Annotated in this window: 16 protein-coding genes; 14 read left to right on the top strand and 2 right to left on the bottom strand. The window is 63.1% G+C overall.

Annotated features, from left to right (window positions below; translation table 11 throughout):
- Positions 1–69: 69 nt before the first annotated feature.
- The 11 genes from JJJ17_RS12050 (at position 70) to JJJ17_RS12100 (ending at position 12,502) form a co-directional block, all read left to right on the top strand.
- Entirely contained in the window at positions 70–828 is a 759-nt protein-coding gene (locus JJJ17_RS12050) for an SDR family NAD(P)-dependent oxidoreductase (RefSeq protein ID WP_200686686.1), read from the top strand.
- Between the two features lie 57 nt (positions 829–885).
- Entirely contained in the window at positions 886–1,830 is a 945-nt protein-coding gene (locus JJJ17_RS12055; RefSeq protein WP_200686688.1) for an alpha/beta hydrolase family protein, read from the top strand.
- Positions 1,831–2,548: 718 nt separating this feature from the next.
- Complete coding sequence (locus tag JJJ17_RS12060) at positions 2,549–3,064, top strand: division/cell wall cluster transcriptional repressor MraZ (protein ID WP_200686690.1); 516 nt, start codon at positions 2,549–2,551, stop codon at positions 3,062–3,064.
- A 3-nt stretch (positions 3,065–3,067) separates the two neighbouring features.
- A complete protein-coding gene (gene rsmH, locus JJJ17_RS12065; protein WP_200686692.1) occupies positions 3,068–4,036 on the top strand; it encodes a 16S rRNA (cytosine(1402)-N(4))-methyltransferase RsmH in 969 nt (322 codons plus the stop codon).
- Positions 4,036–4,365, top strand: coding sequence for a cell division protein FtsL (gene ftsL, locus JJJ17_RS12070; RefSeq protein ID WP_200686694.1), 330 nt, complete (start codon positions 4,036–4,038; stop codon positions 4,363–4,365). The genes rsmH and ftsL overlap by 1 nt, the downstream gene beginning before the upstream one ends.
- Positions 4,366–4,369: 4 nt before the next feature.
- A complete protein-coding gene (locus JJJ17_RS12075) occupies positions 4,370–6,202 on the top strand; it encodes a peptidoglycan D,D-transpeptidase FtsI family protein (protein WP_200686696.1) in 1,833 nt (610 codons plus the stop codon).
- 12 nt (positions 6,203–6,214) lie between these two features.
- Entirely contained in the window at positions 6,215–7,699 is a 1,485-nt protein-coding gene (locus JJJ17_RS12080; RefSeq protein WP_200686698.1) for a UDP-N-acetylmuramoyl-L-alanyl-D-glutamate--2,6-diaminopimelate ligase, read from the top strand.
- On the top strand, positions 7,696–9,066 hold the full coding sequence (locus JJJ17_RS12085; protein WP_200686700.1) for a UDP-N-acetylmuramoyl-tripeptide--D-alanyl-D-alanine ligase: 1,371 nt from the start codon (positions 7,696–7,698) through the stop codon (positions 9,064–9,066). Before JJJ17_RS12080 ends, JJJ17_RS12085 begins: the two co-directional genes overlap by 4 nt.
- 16 nt (positions 9,067–9,082) lie before the next feature.
- Complete coding sequence (gene mraY, locus JJJ17_RS12090) at positions 9,083–10,165, top strand: phospho-N-acetylmuramoyl-pentapeptide-transferase (RefSeq protein ID WP_200686702.1); 1,083 nt, start codon at positions 9,083–9,085, stop codon at positions 10,163–10,165.
- A gap of 80 nt (positions 10,166–10,245) precedes the next feature.
- The gene (gene murD, locus JJJ17_RS12095; protein ID WP_200686704.1) at positions 10,246–11,640 is read left to right on the top strand and encodes a UDP-N-acetylmuramoyl-L-alanine--D-glutamate ligase; all 1,395 of its coding nucleotides are present in this window, start codon (positions 10,246–10,248) and stop codon (positions 11,638–11,640) included.
- A 52-nt stretch (positions 11,641–11,692) separates the two neighbouring features.
- Complete coding sequence (locus tag JJJ17_RS12100; RefSeq protein ID WP_200686706.1) at positions 11,693–12,502, top strand: PhzF family phenazine biosynthesis protein; 810 nt, start codon at positions 11,693–11,695, stop codon at positions 12,500–12,502.
- On the opposite strand, the gene JJJ17_RS12105 is transcribed toward JJJ17_RS12100, so the two are convergent.
- The gene (locus JJJ17_RS12105) at positions 12,485–13,129 is read right to left on the bottom strand and encodes a hypothetical protein (RefSeq protein ID WP_200686708.1); all 645 of its coding nucleotides are present in this window, start codon (positions 13,127–13,129) and stop codon (positions 12,485–12,487) included. The genes JJJ17_RS12100 and JJJ17_RS12105 overlap by 18 nt on opposite strands.
- Before the next feature lie 272 nt (positions 13,130–13,401).
- Positions 13,402–14,187, bottom strand: coding sequence for an enoyl-CoA hydratase (locus JJJ17_RS12110; protein ID WP_200686710.1), 786 nt, complete (start codon positions 14,185–14,187; stop codon positions 13,402–13,404).
- Positions 14,188–14,243: 56 nt separating this feature from the next.
- Between JJJ17_RS12110 and JJJ17_RS12115 the strand changes: the two genes are divergently transcribed.
- The 3 genes from JJJ17_RS12115 (at position 14,244) to rpsI (ending at position 15,778) form a co-directional block, all read left to right on the top strand.
- Positions 14,244–14,666, top strand: coding sequence for a PaaI family thioesterase (locus JJJ17_RS12115; RefSeq protein WP_200686712.1), 423 nt, complete (start codon positions 14,244–14,246; stop codon positions 14,664–14,666).
- Positions 14,667–14,819: 153 nt separating this feature from the next.
- Entirely contained in the window at positions 14,820–15,284 is a 465-nt protein-coding gene (gene rplM / locus JJJ17_RS12120; RefSeq protein WP_200686714.1) for a 50S ribosomal protein L13, read from the top strand.
- 2 nt (positions 15,285–15,286) lie between these two features.
- Positions 15,287–15,778: a 30S ribosomal protein S9 gene (rpsI, locus tag JJJ17_RS12125; RefSeq protein WP_200686716.1), complete on the top strand. Its 492-nt coding sequence runs from the start codon at positions 15,287–15,289 to the stop codon at positions 15,776–15,778.
- The last annotated feature ends 481 nt before the right edge of the window (positions 15,779–16,259 follow it).

Raw genomic sequence — 16,259 nt, forward strand, 5'->3', positions numbered from 1 at the left:
ACTATCGAATATAGTTTGTCCTGCCACGCATGTCTATCTCTGCCTCACATGAAATAAGGAGATCACAACATGCCTCGCATTATTATCACTGGCGCATCCTCGGGCTTTGGTCAGGCCATCGCGGCGCGGTTTCTTGACGAAGGCTGGGATGTCGTTGCGACGATGCGCACCCCGTCGGGCGAGGGACTGCCCGAATCCGACCGTCTGCATATTCTGCCGCTGGACGTGACCAACGCCGACAGCATCGCCACCGCGGTGGCCGAAGCGGGGCAAATCGACGCGCTGGTGAACAATGCAGGCGTCGGCATGCTGAACGTGCTGGAAGGATCCGAGATCGCAAAGGCCCGCGAATTGTTCGAAACCAACGTGCTTGGCGCGATGGCGATGACGCAGGCGGTCCTGCCCTCGATGCGCGCGCGTCGGTCGGGCGTCGTGGTGAATGTCAGTTCCAGCGTCACGCTGAAGCCGCTGCCCGCACTGGCGATCTATTCCGCCAGCAAGGCCGCGCTGAACGCCTTCACCGCCAGCTTCGCGCTTGAGGTAGAGCAATTTGGCATCCGCGCCAGCGTCGTCCTGCCGGGAAGCGCGCCGGAAACCGCGTTCGGGCGCAATGCGATGGCGCGGATGGGCATGGATGTGCCCGAGCCTTATGCCGAATTCGTACAGTCCCAGCTGCAGGCTCTTCGCGCCTCGACCGAAAACACCACTGCTGAGGATGTTGCCAATGTGGTCTGGCGCGCGGTCACCGATGCGGATTCGCCGATGATCATGCCCGCAGGCGCCGATGCCGAAACCCTGTTCCGACAAGCCCGCGACCTGAGCGCGTGATGTCGATGGCCGCAGCGCGCGAACGAAGCGCTGCGGCCGCTTCGCAGAGGGATGACTATGAACAGACTCATTACTCAATCCAGCCAACTGCCGACGCCCGCGCCCGCAATGACCGTCGCCTATACGCCGATCCAACTACCCATGCCGGGAAGGCCCCCGCTCGAGCTACGCCTGACCGCCCCGACCAGCGGTGGCGATCTGCCTATCGTGCTGCTGTCGCACGGTTTCGGGCCGTCGAATTACATCCCCTCGAAGGACGGCTATGCCCAGCTTGCCCAGTTCTGGGCCGAAAGGGGGCTGGCGGTGATCCAGCCCACCCATGCCAGCTCGCGCGTCGGCGGGCTTGACCCTGATTTGCCCGACGCTCCTTTCTTCTGGCGCGAGCGGGTCGCCGAAATCCGTGCGATCATCGACAACCTGCCTGAGATCGAGCGGCATGCCCCGGCCATTTCAGGTCGGCTTGACCACCGCTCAATCGCCATCGCGGGGCATTCCTTCGGAGGCTTCACCGCCGCACTGCTTCTGGGCGCGCGGTTGCACGGCGAGGATTTCACCGATTCGCGGATTGGCGCCGGGGTGCTGCTGGCGGCACCGGGGCGGGGTGGGGCGGACCTGACCCCCGAAAGCGCCGCACGCTTTCCCTTCTTCGACGTGGATTTCGGCCATATCGACACACCGACGCTGGTGGTCTGTGGCGCTGACGACAATCCTCATTTCACCACGCGCGGTCCCGAATGGCATGCCGATGCCTATCACGACGCCCCCGGTTCCAAGGCTTTGCTGACCATCGCAGGCGTCGGGCATGGGCTGGGCGGCATCGCCGGGCTGGATGCGAAGGAGACCGAGAAGGAAGACCCTGACGCGTTGGAGGCGACGCGCCGCCTGACCCTTGCATGGATGCGCTGGAAACTGGGCCTTGGTGCCGACGACTGGCAGCAAAGCCGGGATGCTTTGGACAGGATGCAACCGATGATCGCGCAGATCGTCACCAAGGAAGGCTGATCAGCCTCGGGCGCGGAACCGACGCGCTTTGCCGAAACTCGATTGCGGGTCACGTCTGGTCGGCGTGGCCCGCTGCGGTATGTTCAAGCCACAAATCGGGCGGGTGATCCGGTCTGGGAATTCACGCCACCACGCCTCGGGATTTCGTGGGACTGCGCTGCAACCCCGACTCCCGGCTTCGTGATTCGTCGTGATTCGGCGAAGAATTTCCGTGAATCTCCTCACCTTGTCGAAAGAACCTGAAACCCGTCGAGCGGATTTCTGCCCTTGATGGGATTTTCCGCCACAGGGCGCTGATGTCTATATCTTGTGGTGTTGCCGCAACTCCTTACCAAAAATTGCGTTATCGTGTCCTGAAAGGCACATATGCGAGCGATTCTTCGTCCTGAAACAGCAAGTTCACCTTGCGCTTCGGTGAAGAATTCCGTTGCTTCCCATGTTTTCCCATGTCACAACGGAATCACGGAAACGGGCAGTACAAGGGGCATCAAGACCCCGAAGGCGATGCAGGTCTCATACAGGCACCCGTTTTCCAATGAAGACCGTCCGCGTGTGCGAGCAGCACCTCCCCCAGGTGGCGCGCGAAGGGCGGATAACCCCGAAAACGGGGCCCAGCAAATGGGAACGAGGGCGGCGGATCGGGCAGTGGCAGCAGCCCGATCCGCCCTTTCTCTTTCGGGCGGGCGGAAGAGAGCAGGACAGTGAGGGCGGGCCTAACGTGGCGCGGAAATTCAGAGGGACCGAAACCGTCAAGGTCGATGGCAAGGGGCGCATGTCGATCCCGGCACGGCTACGGCGCGTCTTCGACGCGGGTGATCCCTCATTCCCCACGACCAATACCGGACGCACCCAGCTTGTTGCCGTCTACGGCCCCGACTGGTGGAACTGGATCGAGCTTTACACGCTGGAAGCCATCGAAGAAATCGACGAACAGATCGACGCCCTTCCGCGCGGCAGCCAACAGCGCCGCTGGCTGGAACTGTTGATGAACGGCCAATCGACCGAGCTGGAAATCGACCGCGAAGGCCGTCTGGTCCTGCCGCTGAAGCTGCGCGAGAAGCTGGGCTTCCTTGACGGCGTGGAAACCACCTTCGAATCCCGCGGCGATTATATTCAGGTCTATAATCCCGATCAGCGCCCGAAAGATGTCGAGGCGCTCGAGGATTTCGCCTCAACCTATGGTCCCGAATTCGATCCGCGCGCCTTCCTTGATCCACAGACGGACGAGGAATAGCCGATGGCCGACCCGCATATCCCCGTCCTGCTGAAGCCGCTTCTCAGGGCGGTCGAACCCGTCTCTGGCATCTGGCTGGACGGCACATTCGGCGCGGGTGGTTATGCACGCGGGTTGTTACAGGCAGGCGCGGATCAGGTGATTGGCGTGGACCGCGATCCGGCGGTGTTCGACATGGCCGCCGCGTGGAGCGGTGAATATGGCGACCGGCTGCGGCTGGTCGAAGGCACGTTTTCGCAGCTTGACGAATATGCCGATCAGCCGCTGGACGGTGTCGTGCTGGATCTGGGCGTCAGCTCGATGCAACTGGATCAGGCCGAGCGCGGCTTTTCCTTCCTGCGCGATGGCCCGCTGGACATGCGGATGCAGCAATCCGGCCCCTCTGCTGCCGATCTGCTGAACGGGGCTGATGAGGCGGTGATCGCCGATGTCCTTTACCATTACGGCGAAGAACGCGCCGCCCGCCGCATTGCCAGGGCGATTGTCGCGGCCCGTCCGCTGACCCGGACGTTGCAACTGGCAGAGGTGGTGGCATCCTGCCTGCCGCGCCCGAAGCCGGGGCAGAGCCATCCCGCCACCCGCAGCTTTCAGGCGATCCGCATCTGGGTGAATGACGAATTTCGCCAGCTTGTCGATGGCCTCTCCGCCGCCGAACGCGCCCTGAAACCGGGCGGAAAACTGGCAGTGGTCAGCTTTCATTCGCTGGAAGACCGCATCGTCAAGCGCTTCATGCAGGCGCGCTCGAACAGCGCGGGCGGCGGCAGCCGCTATGCGCCGGTGCAGGATAGCGCCCCCGCCGCCTTCACCATGCCGTTCCGGCGCGCCATCGGTCCCGACCCGGACGAGATGGACACCAATCCCCGCGCCCGTTCCGCGCTTTTGCGCGTCGCGATCCGCACCGACGCCCCCGCAGGCCGCGCCGAAGATGGCGCGCTGGCGATGCCGCGCCTGCCCGTGAAGGGGGGTGCCTGATGCGTTCGCTGACCTATCTGGCCTGTGTTCTGGTGGTGATGGCCTTGGCCTTCTGGGCTTACCGCGAGAATTACAGCACGCAGGCCGCCATCGATGAGATGCGTCAGGTCCAGCGCGAGATCGCCGGTCTGCGCGAGGATCTGGGCGTTTTGCGCGCCGAATGGGCCTACCTCAACCGTCCCGAGCGCCTGCGCGATCTGGTCGAGCTGAATTTCGACCGCCTGCAACTGATGCCGCTGGCTGCTGGTCAGGTCATCGACCTTGGCAATATCGATTACCCGAAACCCCCGGCACCCCAGCCGGACCCGTCCGAAAGCCCCGAGGAGTAACGCCATGATCCGCACGCCCTTGCGCCCACTGGCCCGCATCCTTCGCGCCCGCGAGCGCGGCGAGAACCCGGACGAGATCGAGGCCGAAAACCGCCGCCTGCGCCACGAGGCGATTCAAGACAAGGCCCGCCGCCGGGCCGAGGGGCGGCTGATCCTGATGTCGGCCTGTTTCGTGCTGGCATTCGCGACGGTCGGCGTCCGCATGGGCATGCTGGCCTCGGCCGAGCCAAGCGAGCCGCAGGATCAGGTTCTGTCCGCGCAGATCATGTCGCAGCGGTCTGACATCACCGACCGGCGCGGACGGGTGCTGGCGACGAACCTGCTGACGCATTCGCTTTACGCCCACCCGCATCAGATGGTCGATCCGGTCGGCGCAGCGAAGGGGCTGGCGCAGATTTTCACCGATCTCGATCAGGAACAACTGACCCGCGACTTCACCAGCGACCGCAAGTTCATGTGGATCAAGCGCAAGATGAGCCCGGAACAGATGCAGGCCGTCCATGACATTGGCGAGCCGGGCCTGCTCTTCGGCCCGCGTGAGATGCGCGTTTATCCCAACGGCCATATCGCCAGCCATATCCTTGGCGGTTCGGGCTTTGGCAATGAGGGCGTGAACAGCGCCGAGGTGCTGGGCGTCGCGGGGGTTGAGAAAGCATTCGACGGCTGGCTGCGCGATCCGGCCAATAACGGCGCGCCGCTGGAATTGTCCATCGATCTGACCGTGCAGTCGGCGATGGAGGACGTGCTGGCCTCGGGCATGCAGGTGATGAGCGCCAAGGGCGCCGCCGGTATCCTGATGGAGATCGAGACGGGCGAGATCGTCGCCATGGCGAGCCTGCCCGATTTCGACCCGAACGAACGCCCGCGTCCGCTGTTGCAGGGCGATCCGTCCGATAGCCCGCTGTTTAACCGCGCGGTTCAGGGGCAGTATGAGCTTGGGTCCACCTTCAAGATCTTCCCGGTCGCGCAGGCGCTGGATTTGGGGCTGATCAACCCCAATAGCGGCATCAACACCACCATGCCGATGCGTATTGGCCGTTTCCAGATCCGCGACTTCTCGAATTACGGCCCGCAGCTTTCGGCGACGGATGTGATTGTGAAATCCTCGAACGTCGGCACGGTGCGGATCGCTCAGATGCTGGGAGCAGAGCGGCAGAAGGACTTCCTGCAAAAGCTTGGCCTGTTCGACCCGACCCCGATCGAGATGGTCGAGGCGCCGACCGGCAAACCGCTGGTACCGCAGCGCTGGCCCGCCGTGACCTCGGCCACGGTGTCTTTCGGCCACGGCCTTGCCGCCAGCCCGCTGCACCTTGCCGCCGCCTATGCCACCATCGCCAATGATGGTCGTCGGGTGTCGCCGACGCTGATCCACGGCCGCACCCGGCCCGAGGGAGAACAGGTGCTGTCGCCGCGCGCCGCCGATATGGCGATCTCGATGCTGCGGCAGGTGGTGACGCGCGGCACCGCCCGTCAGGCCGAGGTTGCAGGCTACGAGATCGCGGGCAAAACCGGCACCGCCGACAAGCCGCGTCCAAGCGGCGGCTATTACGAGAACAAGAACGTGGCGACCTTCGCCTCGGTCTTCCCGGCCAGCGATCCGAAATATGTGATGGTGGTGACGCTTGACGAACCGACGGTCCGGCTTGCGGGCGGTGCCGAAAGCCGCACGGCGGGTGCGACCACCGCGCCGGTTGCCGCCGAAATGGTCCGCCGCCTTGCCCCGCTGATCGGGCTAGAGGCGCATACCGACGTAAAGCTGCCGACATTCGAGCCGCGCTTCTCGCCGCATGTTGAACCCCTCTCGGACGATGAGATAAAGCTCGTCTCAAATCAGTGACGGGTGAATGACTTGAGCCAGGACACGAAAACGCTGTCGCAACTGGGGCTGAGGGCGCGCGACAGCCGCGACCCGCAGATCACCGGCCTGTCGCTGGACAGCCGGACGGTGAAACCGGGCCATCTCTTCGCGGCGCTGCCCGGCTCTGCGGTGCATGGCGCCGAGTTCATCCCCTATGCGCTGCGCATGGATGCGGGCGCGGTGCTGACCGACCGCGCGGGTGCTGAAATGGCTGCCGAGGCGTTGGCCGGATGGGATGGCGCGCTGGTCGTGGCCGAGGATCCCCGCGCCGCCTTTGCCGGGGCCGCCGCCCTGTGGTTCGAGGCGCAGCCCGAAATCGTGGTCGCCGTCACCGGCACCTCTGGCAAGACCAGCGTGGCAACCTTCACCCGCCAGATCTGGCATCGGCTGGGCCTGAAGGCGATCAGTCTTGGCACGATGGGGGTCGAGGGCGATTTCCACGCCAAGCTGGCCCATACCACGCCCGACCCCCTGACCCTGCACCGCATCCTGTCCGAGGCCGCCGCCGAGGGCGTCACCCATGCCGCGATGGAGGCATCAAGCCACGGCCTTGACCAGCGCCGTCTTGACGGCGTGCGGATCGAGGCGGGCGCCTTCACCAATTTCAGTCAGGACCATCTGGATTACCACGCGGGCTTTGACGAATATTTCGCGGCCAAGGCGCTGCTTTTCAACCATATCCTTGAAGAGGGGGCGTCCGCTGTCATCAATACCGACAGCGAACGGGGCCGCCAGATGGCCGATATCGCCACGGATCGCGGACTGGCCGTCACCACCGTCGGGCAGAACGAAAACGCCATGCTGCGGATTCTGGGACAGCGTTACGATGCCACCGGGCAGGATCTGCGTTTCTCGATCATGGGTCGGCCCTATATGATCCGGCTGGGCCTGATCGGCGGGTTTCAGGCGGAAAACGTGCTGCTGGCGGCGGGTCTGGTCATGGCCGCCGGATCGCCTGCCGAAGAGGTTCTGGAATCGCTGCCGCAGTTGGAAACCGTGCGTGGCCGGATGCAGCTTGTCGCGCAACGCGAAAACGGTGCAGCGGTCTTTGTCGATTACGCCCACAAGCCCGGCGCGGTCGTGGCGGCGCTGCAATCGCTGCGTCCGCATGTGATGGGCCGGATCGTCTGCGTCATTGGCGCAGGCGGCGACCGTGATCGCGGCAAACGTCCTCTGATGGGACAGGCGGCGCGTGACTATGCCGATGTGGTCATCGTCACCGACGACAATCCCCGCACCGAAGACCCGGCCCTGATCCGCGCCGCCGTTCTGGAAGGCGCTGGCCCCGAGGCAACCGAGGTCGCCGACCGGGCCGAGGCGATCCTGCGCGGCGTCGATGCCCTGCAACCGGGTGACGCGCTGCTGATCTGCGGCAAGGGACACGAGACCGGCCAGATCATCGGACAGGATGTCTATCCCTTCGACGACGCCGAACAAGCCTCGGTCGCCGTCGCCGCTCTGGACGGCAAGATATGAGCCTCTGGACCGCCGAAGAAGCCGCCGCCGCGACAGGTGGCCGGGCGCAGGGCGACTGGATCGCCTCGGGCGTTTCCATCGACACCCGCACCATTCAGCGCGGCGATCTGTTCGTGGCGCTGACCGATCTTCGCGACGGCCATGATTTCGTGGCACAGGCGCTGGACAAGGGTGCCGCCGCCGCTTTGGTCAGCCGCATCCCCGAAGGCGTCCCGGCCAGCGCGCCCCTGCTGATCGTTCCCGATGTGCTGAAAGCGCTTGAGGCGCTTGGCCGGGCAGGGCGCAAACGCATGGGCGGCAAGGTGATCGCCATCACCGGATCGGTCGGTAAGACCTCGACCAAGGAAATGGCCCGCGTGGCCTTGGCAGGCCAAGGCCGCATTCACGCCGCCGAAGCCAGCTACAACAACCACTGGGGCGTGCCGCTGACATTGGCCCGCATGCCCCGCCACAGCGATTTCGCCATCATCGAGATCGGCATGAACCATCCGGGCGAGATCGCCCCCCTGTCGCGCCTGTCCCGCCCGCATGTGGCGCTGATTACCACCGTTGCCGCCGCCCACCTTGAGGCTTTCGAGTCAATCGACGGCATCGCCCGCGAAAAAGGTGCGATCTTCGAGGGGTTGGAGCCGATCGGCACCGCCATCATCCCCGAAGACCTGCCCGTCACCCGCATCCTGCGCGACTGTGCCGATGAATCCGGCGCGCTGGTCGTGGGCTTCGGCACCAATGGGATGGCCAAACTGGTGCAATCGAAGATCGAGAACGCCCGCCTGAAATGCCGCGCCCGTATCTCTGGCGAGACGGTGGATTTCACTTTGAACACCACCGGCACCCATTTCGCACTGAACGCGGTCGGCGTCCTCGCCGCCCTCGCCGCCGCCGGGGCCGATGTGAAAGAGGCAGGCAAGCGTCTCTCTGACTGGCAGCCCCCCAAAGGTCGTGGCGCGGTCGAAGAACTGGGCGCCATCCGCCTGATCGACGACGCATTCAACGCCAACCCCGCCTCTCTCTCTGCTGGCCTCGCCACGCTCGCGGGCCTCGAAGGCGGTCGCCGCGTGGCGATCCTTGGCGATATGCTGGAACTCGGCCCCGATGAGATCGCGCTGCACCGCGCCATCGCCGACGATCCTTCGATGGCTTCCGTCGATCTGATCCACCTCGCCGGCCCCCGGATGCGCCATCTCTACGACCTGCTGCCGACCGCGCGGCGCGGCGCATGGTCCGAGACTGCCGCCGAACTGGCCGCGCAAGCCACCGATCTGGTGCAACCCGGCGATATCGTGCTGGTGAAAGGGTCGAAATCCTCGAAGATTTCGACCGTGGTTGACGCCTTGCGCAAATCGGCGCAGACGCCCTCGACCTGAGAAGGAAGGAACACGAATGCTCTACTGGCTGAGCAGCTTTTCCGAAGGGGGCGACCTTTTCAACCTCTTCCGCTATATCACCTTCCGGGCAGGGGCGGCCTTTTTCACGGCGCTGATCTTCGGCTTCATCTTCGGCAGGCCGCTGATCAATTACCTGCGCCATGTCCAGAAAAAGGGCCAGCCGATCCGCGACGACGGCCCCGAAACCCACTTCGTCAAGGCAGGCACGCCGACCATGGGCGGGCTTCTGATCCTGTCGGCGCTGTTCGTCTCAACGCTGCTCTGGGCAAGGCTCGACAGCGGCTATGTCTGGGTGGTGCTGTTCGTGACGGCGGGCTACGCCGCGATTGGCTTTGCCGACGACTACGCAAAAGTCAGCAAATTCAATACCAAGGGCGTGCCCGGCAGGGTCCGCATGGTGCTGGGCCTGCTGGTCGCGCTGGTCGCCTCGGCCTGGGCGATGTGGCTGCACCCCGCCGACCTGACCGGCCAACTGGCGCTGCCGGTGTTCAAGGACGTGCTGGTCAATCTCAGCTTCTTCTTCATCCCCTTCGGCATGGTGGTGATCGTCGGCGCGGCCAATGCGGTCAACCTGACCGACGGGCTTGACGGCCTTGCGATCATGCCGGTGATGATCGCCGCAGGCACGCTGGGCGTCATCGCCTATACCGTTGGCCGCGTCGATTTCACCAATTACCTCGGCGTCCACCACGTCCCCGGCACCGGCGAGATCCTGATCTTCGTCGCAGCCCTGATCGGCGGCGGTCTGGGCTTCCTGTGGTATAACGCCCCGCCCGCCGCGGTTTTCATGGGCGACACCGGCTCGCTTGCCTTGGGCGGCGCCCTCGGTGCCATCGCCGTCGTCACCAAGCACGAGATCGTTCTGGCCATCGTCGGCGGCCTCTTCGTGGTCGAGGCGCTCAGCGTCATCATTCAGGTCGCCTATTTCAAACGCACCGGCAAGCGCGTCTTCCTGATGGCCCCGATCCACCACCACTTCGAGAAAAAGGGCTGGGCCGAGCCGCAGATCGTCATCCGCTTCTGGATCATCTCGCTGATCCTCGCGCTGATCGGCCTTGCCACGCTGAAATTGCGCTGACAGCGATTGCGCTTCTTCTTCATCCAAATATCCTCGGGGGTCCGGGGGCAGACAGCCCCCGGCGTTGAAAGGCACCTGATATGATCCCGGTCGTCGGCGTCGAAGATCAAACCATCGCGGTCCTCGGGCTTGGCCGCTCGGGCAAGGCCACCGCCGCAGCGCTTGCGGCAGGCGGGGCGAATGTCATCGCATGGGATGACGGCAACGACACCCGCGAAGCCGCTGCTGCCGACGGCCTGCAAATCGTCGATCTGACCAAGGATGCCAACTGGCACGGCGTCACCACACTGATCACCTCGCCCGGCATTCCGCATCTTTATCCCAAACCCCACCCGATCATCGCCAAAGCCTATGAGCTTGGCATCCCCGTCGATAACGATATCGGGCTGTTCTTCCGCAGCTATGCCACCGCTGGCTGGGACGAATTCGACCGCGCCCCCCGTGTGATTGCCGTCACCGGCTCGAACGGCAAATCCACCACCACGGCGCTGATCCACCATATTCTGCAAGAGACCGGCCGCCCCACCCAGATGGGCGGCAATATCGGCACCGGAGTCCTGTCGCTGGAACCCGCCGAGGATGGAGAGGTGGTGGTGCTGGAACTCTCCAGCTATCAGACCGACCTTGCCCGCGCGCTGACCCCCGATGTCGCCGTCTTCACCAATCTCTCGCCCGATCACCTTGATCGTCATGCGGGGCTTGGCGGTTATTTCGCCGCCAAACGTCGGCTGTTTGCCGAAGGCGGCCCCGACCGCGCGGTGATCGGCGTCGATGAGCCAGAGGGTCTTTATCTCGCCGGCCAGATGTCGATGTCGCCCGCCGATGACCGGGTGATCCGCGTCTCGTCGGGCCAGAAACTGGATCGCGCCGCATGGTCGGTCTTTGCGCGCAAGGGCTTTCTGTCCGAATATCGCAAGGGCCGTCAGGCGGCCTCGATCGATCTGCGCGGCATCACCGGCCTGCCCGGCGCGCATAACCATCAGAATGCCTGCGCCGCCTATGCCGCCTGCCGTGCCGTGGGCCTTGCGCCCCGCCAGATTGAGGCGGCGTTCCACAGCTTCACTGGTCTGCCGCATCGCAGCCAGACCGTGCGCGAACTGAACGGCGTCCGTTATGTGAACGATTCCAAGGCCACCAATATCGACGCGGCAGCCAAGGCGTTGCAGGCCTTCGACCGCATCCGCTGGATCGCCGGGGGCTTGGGCAAGGAAGGCGGCATCGCCGCGCTGCAACCACATCTGGACCGGGTGACCAAAGCCTATCTCATCGGCCATTCCGCCCGCGATTTCGCGCTGGAGATCGGCCAGACCGCTTACGAAGTGGTGGACACGATGGAAGCCGCCGTCGCCCGCGCCTCTGCCGAGGCGGAACCGGGCGATACGGTGCTTCTGGCCCCGGCAGCGGCCAGCTTCGACCAATACCCGAACTTCGAAAAACGTGGCGAGCATTTCACCGCGCTGGTCGAGGGTCTCTGACCGCCCTCATTTTCGGCTGTGCGGTCTGTTCTGCCAAAAAGGGAACACGTCAATGCGCATGTATCAGGTGGACGCGTTTACCGACCGGCTTTTCAAGGGCAATCCCGCGGCTGTTTTGATCCTGCAAGATTGGCTGCCTGACGAATTGATGCTTGCGATCGCGCAAGAGAACAATCTCGCAGAAACCGCCTTTGCCAAGGTGCAGCCTGATGGAAGTTGGGCGCTACGATGGTTCACCCCTGCCTATGAGGTCGATTTCTGCGGCCACGCCACCTTGGCGACGGCACATATCCTGTTCACTACGACCGATGCGGTTTCGCCGATTATCTTTCATACCCGTGTCGGAGAGCTTGGTGTTTCCCGTTCCGAGGGCGGCTACCACCTCGATCTGCCCCGCCTGTCGCCCGAAGCTCTGGATGCATTGCCCGAAGACATCATCGGACTATTTACCCACCCGCCCGTCCATATCTTCCGCAATTTCGAGAACCTCTTTGCAGATCTGGGCAGCGCCGAGGCGGTTATCCAATTCGTTCCTGATTTCGCGGTGATTGGCAGGCTTGGCCCGATTGGTCTGGTGATTACCGGGCAGGAAGGACATGGCGCAAAGGCGGACTTCGTGTCGCGCTACTTCGCGCCCGGTGCCGGAATACCCGAGGACCCGGTCACCGGATCAATCCATGCGACGCTTGTGCCATATTGGGCTGCCCGGTTGGGTCGCCCAAAGCTTGTCGCCTATCAGGCATCCGCGCGTGGTGGATGGCTGGATTGCGAATTGACCGATGATCGGGTCGTTCTGGGGGGACATGCTGTGACCTTCATGGAGGCCACGATATCCCTGCCTCCATCACGGACAGGGGCGTAGTTCTAATGTTTCGGGATCGGGATAGGTCGCTGCCATAACCAGATCGGCTTCGATCCTGACCCTTTCGATGATCTGATCGGTGATGTTTCCGGTCTCGGGGTCGATCCATTTCGGTGTCAGCCATTCCGAGGATCGCGTCGGATCGCCAATCACCGCGACCTCTATCGGCTGCGGCGCAAAATCCCAGACCGTGTCGATCACCCAGTCTCGTCCCTCAATGCGGGGATTCGTTTGCGGAAGCCAGGCTGCCAGTTCCTCGGCTGTGCTATTGGCGCGGATTTCCGGCCAGATAAAGATCTGGCCCGGCTGACCGCCCATGCTGTCGATTTGAATTCTCGGGCGGTTCAACTCGTATTCGTTGAACTCCATCTGGACCGTGACCAGACCTTTACGCAAATCGCCAAGATAGCTGGTCGACACGAAGTTGCGGACAAGCGGCGCCGCGCAAAGCGCTTGCGGGTTGTCGGGCATGACCAGCGTGATCTCTTCCCGAAAGTCGCCGACCTCAAGCGTCTCGACGGTGCCGTCACTCAGGGTAAAGGCGATCCGCACCGTGCCGGAAGGCGCCTCGGCCCCGGCGGTTGTCGCGATCAACAGGGCGGATGCGATGATGGCAAAAGGTTTCAAGGCTGATCTCCGTCATAAAATAAAGAATATAAAAATCTGTCCTGCGCTGCCGATCATAGGCGCCAGCTGCGATCAGAATGCCAGATAGCCCCCAAAAAATCGCCTCACGCAACACCCACCGTGCGCAAGCTGTGTACGCCCTGTGTACATCCGGTGCATGCGCTGTGTACGGGTTGTGCAGCCAATTCCCCAGCATTCGCTTACCAAAACACCAACGCGGCTTCTTCGTTGCAAAAATACCGATTGCAACGCCCGCACCCTGTTGCGCCGCCTCAATTCCAGTTCGGCACCCGCTTCTCCAAAAACGCCGCGATCCCCTCATCGGTCTCGGCCAGCATCATGTTCTCACACATCACCCCGCCCGCGCTGTCATAGGCGTCGGCCAGACCAAGCCCACGCTGCGCCTGAAACGCCCGTTTTCCCAACCTGACGGCGGCAGGCAGCTTTGCCGCGATCACCTCGGCCATCGCCATCGTCTCTTTCGCCAGTTCTTCGGCAGGGACGACCCGGTTGACCAACCCCAGTTCCCTAGCCCGTTCCGCACTGACAAACTCCCCCGTCACCAACATCTCGAACGCCGCCTTCGCCGGAACCGCGCGCGTCAGCGCCACCATCGGCGTCGAGCAGAAAAGCCCGATATTCACGCCGTTTACGCCGAATTTCACGCCCTCTGCAGCCACCGCCAGATCGCAAGAGGCGATAAGCTGACACCCCGCCGCCGTGGCGATGCCCTGCACCTCGGCAATGACTGGCTGGGGCAGGGCAGGGATCATCTGCATCATCACCGCGCAACGCCCAAACAGATCCTCAAACGCCCCGCGCCCGCCATCCTCAGCCTTCCGCGCTGCCTGCATCTGCCGCAAATCATGTCCTGCCGAAAACGCCTTTCCGGTTGCCGCAAGGATCACCACCCTAACCGCCCGGTCCTCGGCCACGGCCCGGAAAGCATCCGCCAGCGCCTCTATCATCTCCAGCGACAGGGCGTTGAACTTGTCCGGGTTATTCAGCACCAGCCGCGCCACATGCCCGCGATCCTCACGCAACACCAGCTTATCCATCTTGATCTCCCCTCGGTTTGCAGGAAGCCTAAGCCGCAAGCGGGCAGGGGAAAAGCATGGATATCGCAATGGACGCAAAGGCGCTGAACGCCTTTCTTTCACAGGAATTCGAGCAGGTTGCGGGACAGTATCAGGTCGAACGCGCCGACGCCGCAGGTGTCACGATTCGCCTGAATGTCTCGTATGACCACCTGCGCCCCGGCGGCACTGTCAGCGGCCCGGCGATGTTTGCCCTTGCCGATGTCGCGATCTATTGCGCGATCCTGTCCCGCATCGGCCCAGTCGCCTTGGCGGTCACGACGAACGCCTCAATCGACTTCATGCGCAAGCCGGAAGCGGGTCAGGATCTGCTGGCCGAGTGCCGTATCCTGAAGCTGGGGCGAGTGTTGGCCGTGGCCGAAGCGATGATTCACTCCGCAGGGGTGGACGAGCCGGTGGCTCGCTGTTCAATGACCTATTCGATTCCGCCGAAACGGTAGGTTTTCAGCATGCTGCGACACGGTAAATAGATACCTATTTTATATCATGCTGATTTTGCTTGGATAATTGGCCTGTCAGCCCCTTGACCTGTCGCGATGAATTCCCGATATACCGCCATCTCGAATTCACACACGACCCTGAAGGGACGACAGATGAAAACCTATACCGCGAAACCGGCGGAGATCGAGAAGAAGTGGATCCTGATCGACGCCGAGGGCGTCGTTCTGGGCCGTCTTGCTACGATCGTCGCCAATCGCCTGCGCGGCAAGCACAAGCCGACATTCACCCCCCACATGGACATGGGTGACAACGTCATCATCATCAATGCCGACAAGGTGCAGATGACCGGCAACAAACGCGATGACAAGAAATACTACTGGCACACCGGCCACCCGGGCGGCATCAAGCACCGCACCGCACGTCAGGTGCTGGAAGGCGCCCACCCCGAGCGGGTGGTGATCAAGGCCGTCGAACGCATGATCAGCCGCAACAAGCTGGGCAAGCTGCAGATGACCCATCTGCGCGTCTATGCCGGTGCCGAGCATCCGCATGAGGCTCAGCAGCCCGAAGTTCTGGACGTTAAGGTCCTGAACGCCAAGAACACCCGGAGCGCGTGATTATGGCCGAAGACATCAAAACTCTCGACGATCTGAAGTCGGCCGTTTCGGGCAGCGACGCTGTTGTGGCCGAGGCTGCCGTCAAGCGCGACCCGCAGCGCGATGCGCAAGGCCGCTCCTACGCGACCGGCAAGCGTAAAGACGCTGTCGCCCGCGTTTGGGTGAAGCCCGGTTCGGGCAAAGTCATCGTGAACGGCAAAGACATCAACGAATACTTCGCCCGTCCGGTGCTGCAGATGATCCTGCGCCAGCCGTTCGACGTGGCAGGCGTTGCCGGTCAGTATGACGTTCAGGCGACCGTCAAAGGCGGCGGCCTTTCGGGTCAGGCCGGCGCGGTCAAGCATGGCATCAGCCAGGCTCTGCAACTGCACGAACCTTCGCTGCGCGCAGCTCTGAAAGCCGCTGGCTTCCTGACCCGCGACTCGCGCGTGGTCGAGCGGAAGAAATACGGTAAGGCCAAAGCCCGCCGTTCGTTCCAGTTCTCGAAGCGCTGATACCGCTTCTTGCAGGACAACTATCGAAACGCGCCCCTCGGGGCGCGTTTTTTCATTTTCGGGGCCGAATTCGGGGGGCGGGGACATCGGTGGCCTTCGCGGCATGCCGATTCCTCGGGCAGTCGCGGCGATTCTGCCTTGGGGCACGATAAATCGACCGCGATTCAGGCTCTCGATTCCCGATTCTCGTCACGATTCTGACGTGTTTAGCGGCTTTAATGGAGAAATCGGCAGAAGCGCGCACCGGAACGGTGATCGCAGCTTTCTGGCTTCATCCTGAATTATTAAGTTAATTCAGTGTGTTGAGAGAATGTGGGGAGAAAGTCGTTTTTTCCTCTTGCACCCGTCGTCCCATCTTCATAAATACCGCTTCACCGAAGGCGGGAACGCAGACGGGGCGGACGGAAGCGCGGTGAGTGCGGAGGTTCGGAAGACAATCTGGGAATGACTGACCGGACGGTGCGTCGATGAAGTGGCGCCT

It is taken from the genome of Paracoccus caeni (assembly GCF_016629665.1).
GTDB lineage: Bacteria > Pseudomonadota > Alphaproteobacteria > Rhodobacterales > Rhodobacteraceae > Paracoccus > Paracoccus caeni.

Bases quoted from the DNA above. Each gene is read 5' to 3' on its own strand.
- JJJ17_RS12050 (WP_200686686.1), top strand. From the start codon at position 70: ATGCCTCGCATTATTATCACTGGCGCATCCTCGGGCTTTGGTCAGGCC.
- JJJ17_RS12055 (WP_200686688.1), top strand. From the start codon at position 886: ATGAACAGACTCATTACTCAATCCAGCCAACTGCCGACGCCCGCGCCC.
- rsmH (WP_200686692.1), top strand. From the start codon at position 3,068: ATGGCCGACCCGCATATCCCCGTCCTGCTGAAGCCGCTTCTCAGGGCG.
- ftsL (WP_200686694.1), top strand. From the start codon at position 4,036: ATGCGTTCGCTGACCTATCTGGCCTGTGTTCTGGTGGTGATGGCCTTG.
- JJJ17_RS12075 (WP_200686696.1), top strand. From the start codon at position 4,370: ATGATCCGCACGCCCTTGCGCCCACTGGCCCGCATCCTTCGCGCCCGC.
- JJJ17_RS12085 (WP_200686700.1), top strand. From the start codon at position 7,696: ATGAGCCTCTGGACCGCCGAAGAAGCCGCCGCCGCGACAGGTGGCCGG.
- mraY (WP_200686702.1), top strand. From the start codon at position 9,083: ATGCTCTACTGGCTGAGCAGCTTTTCCGAAGGGGGCGACCTTTTCAAC.
- murD (WP_200686704.1), top strand. From the start codon at position 10,246: ATGATCCCGGTCGTCGGCGTCGAAGATCAAACCATCGCGGTCCTCGGG.
- JJJ17_RS12100 (WP_200686706.1), top strand. From the start codon at position 11,693: ATGCGCATGTATCAGGTGGACGCGTTTACCGACCGGCTTTTCAAGGGC.
- JJJ17_RS12110 (WP_200686710.1), bottom strand. From the start codon at position 14,187: ATGGATAAGCTGGTGTTGCGTGAGGATCGCGGGCATGTGGCGCGGCTG.
- JJJ17_RS12115 (WP_200686712.1), top strand. From the start codon at position 14,244: ATGGATATCGCAATGGACGCAAAGGCGCTGAACGCCTTTCTTTCACAG.
- rplM (WP_200686714.1), top strand. From the start codon at position 14,820: ATGAAAACCTATACCGCGAAACCGGCGGAGATCGAGAAGAAGTGGATC.
- rpsI (WP_200686716.1), top strand. From the start codon at position 15,287: ATGGCCGAAGACATCAAAACTCTCGACGATCTGAAGTCGGCCGTTTCG.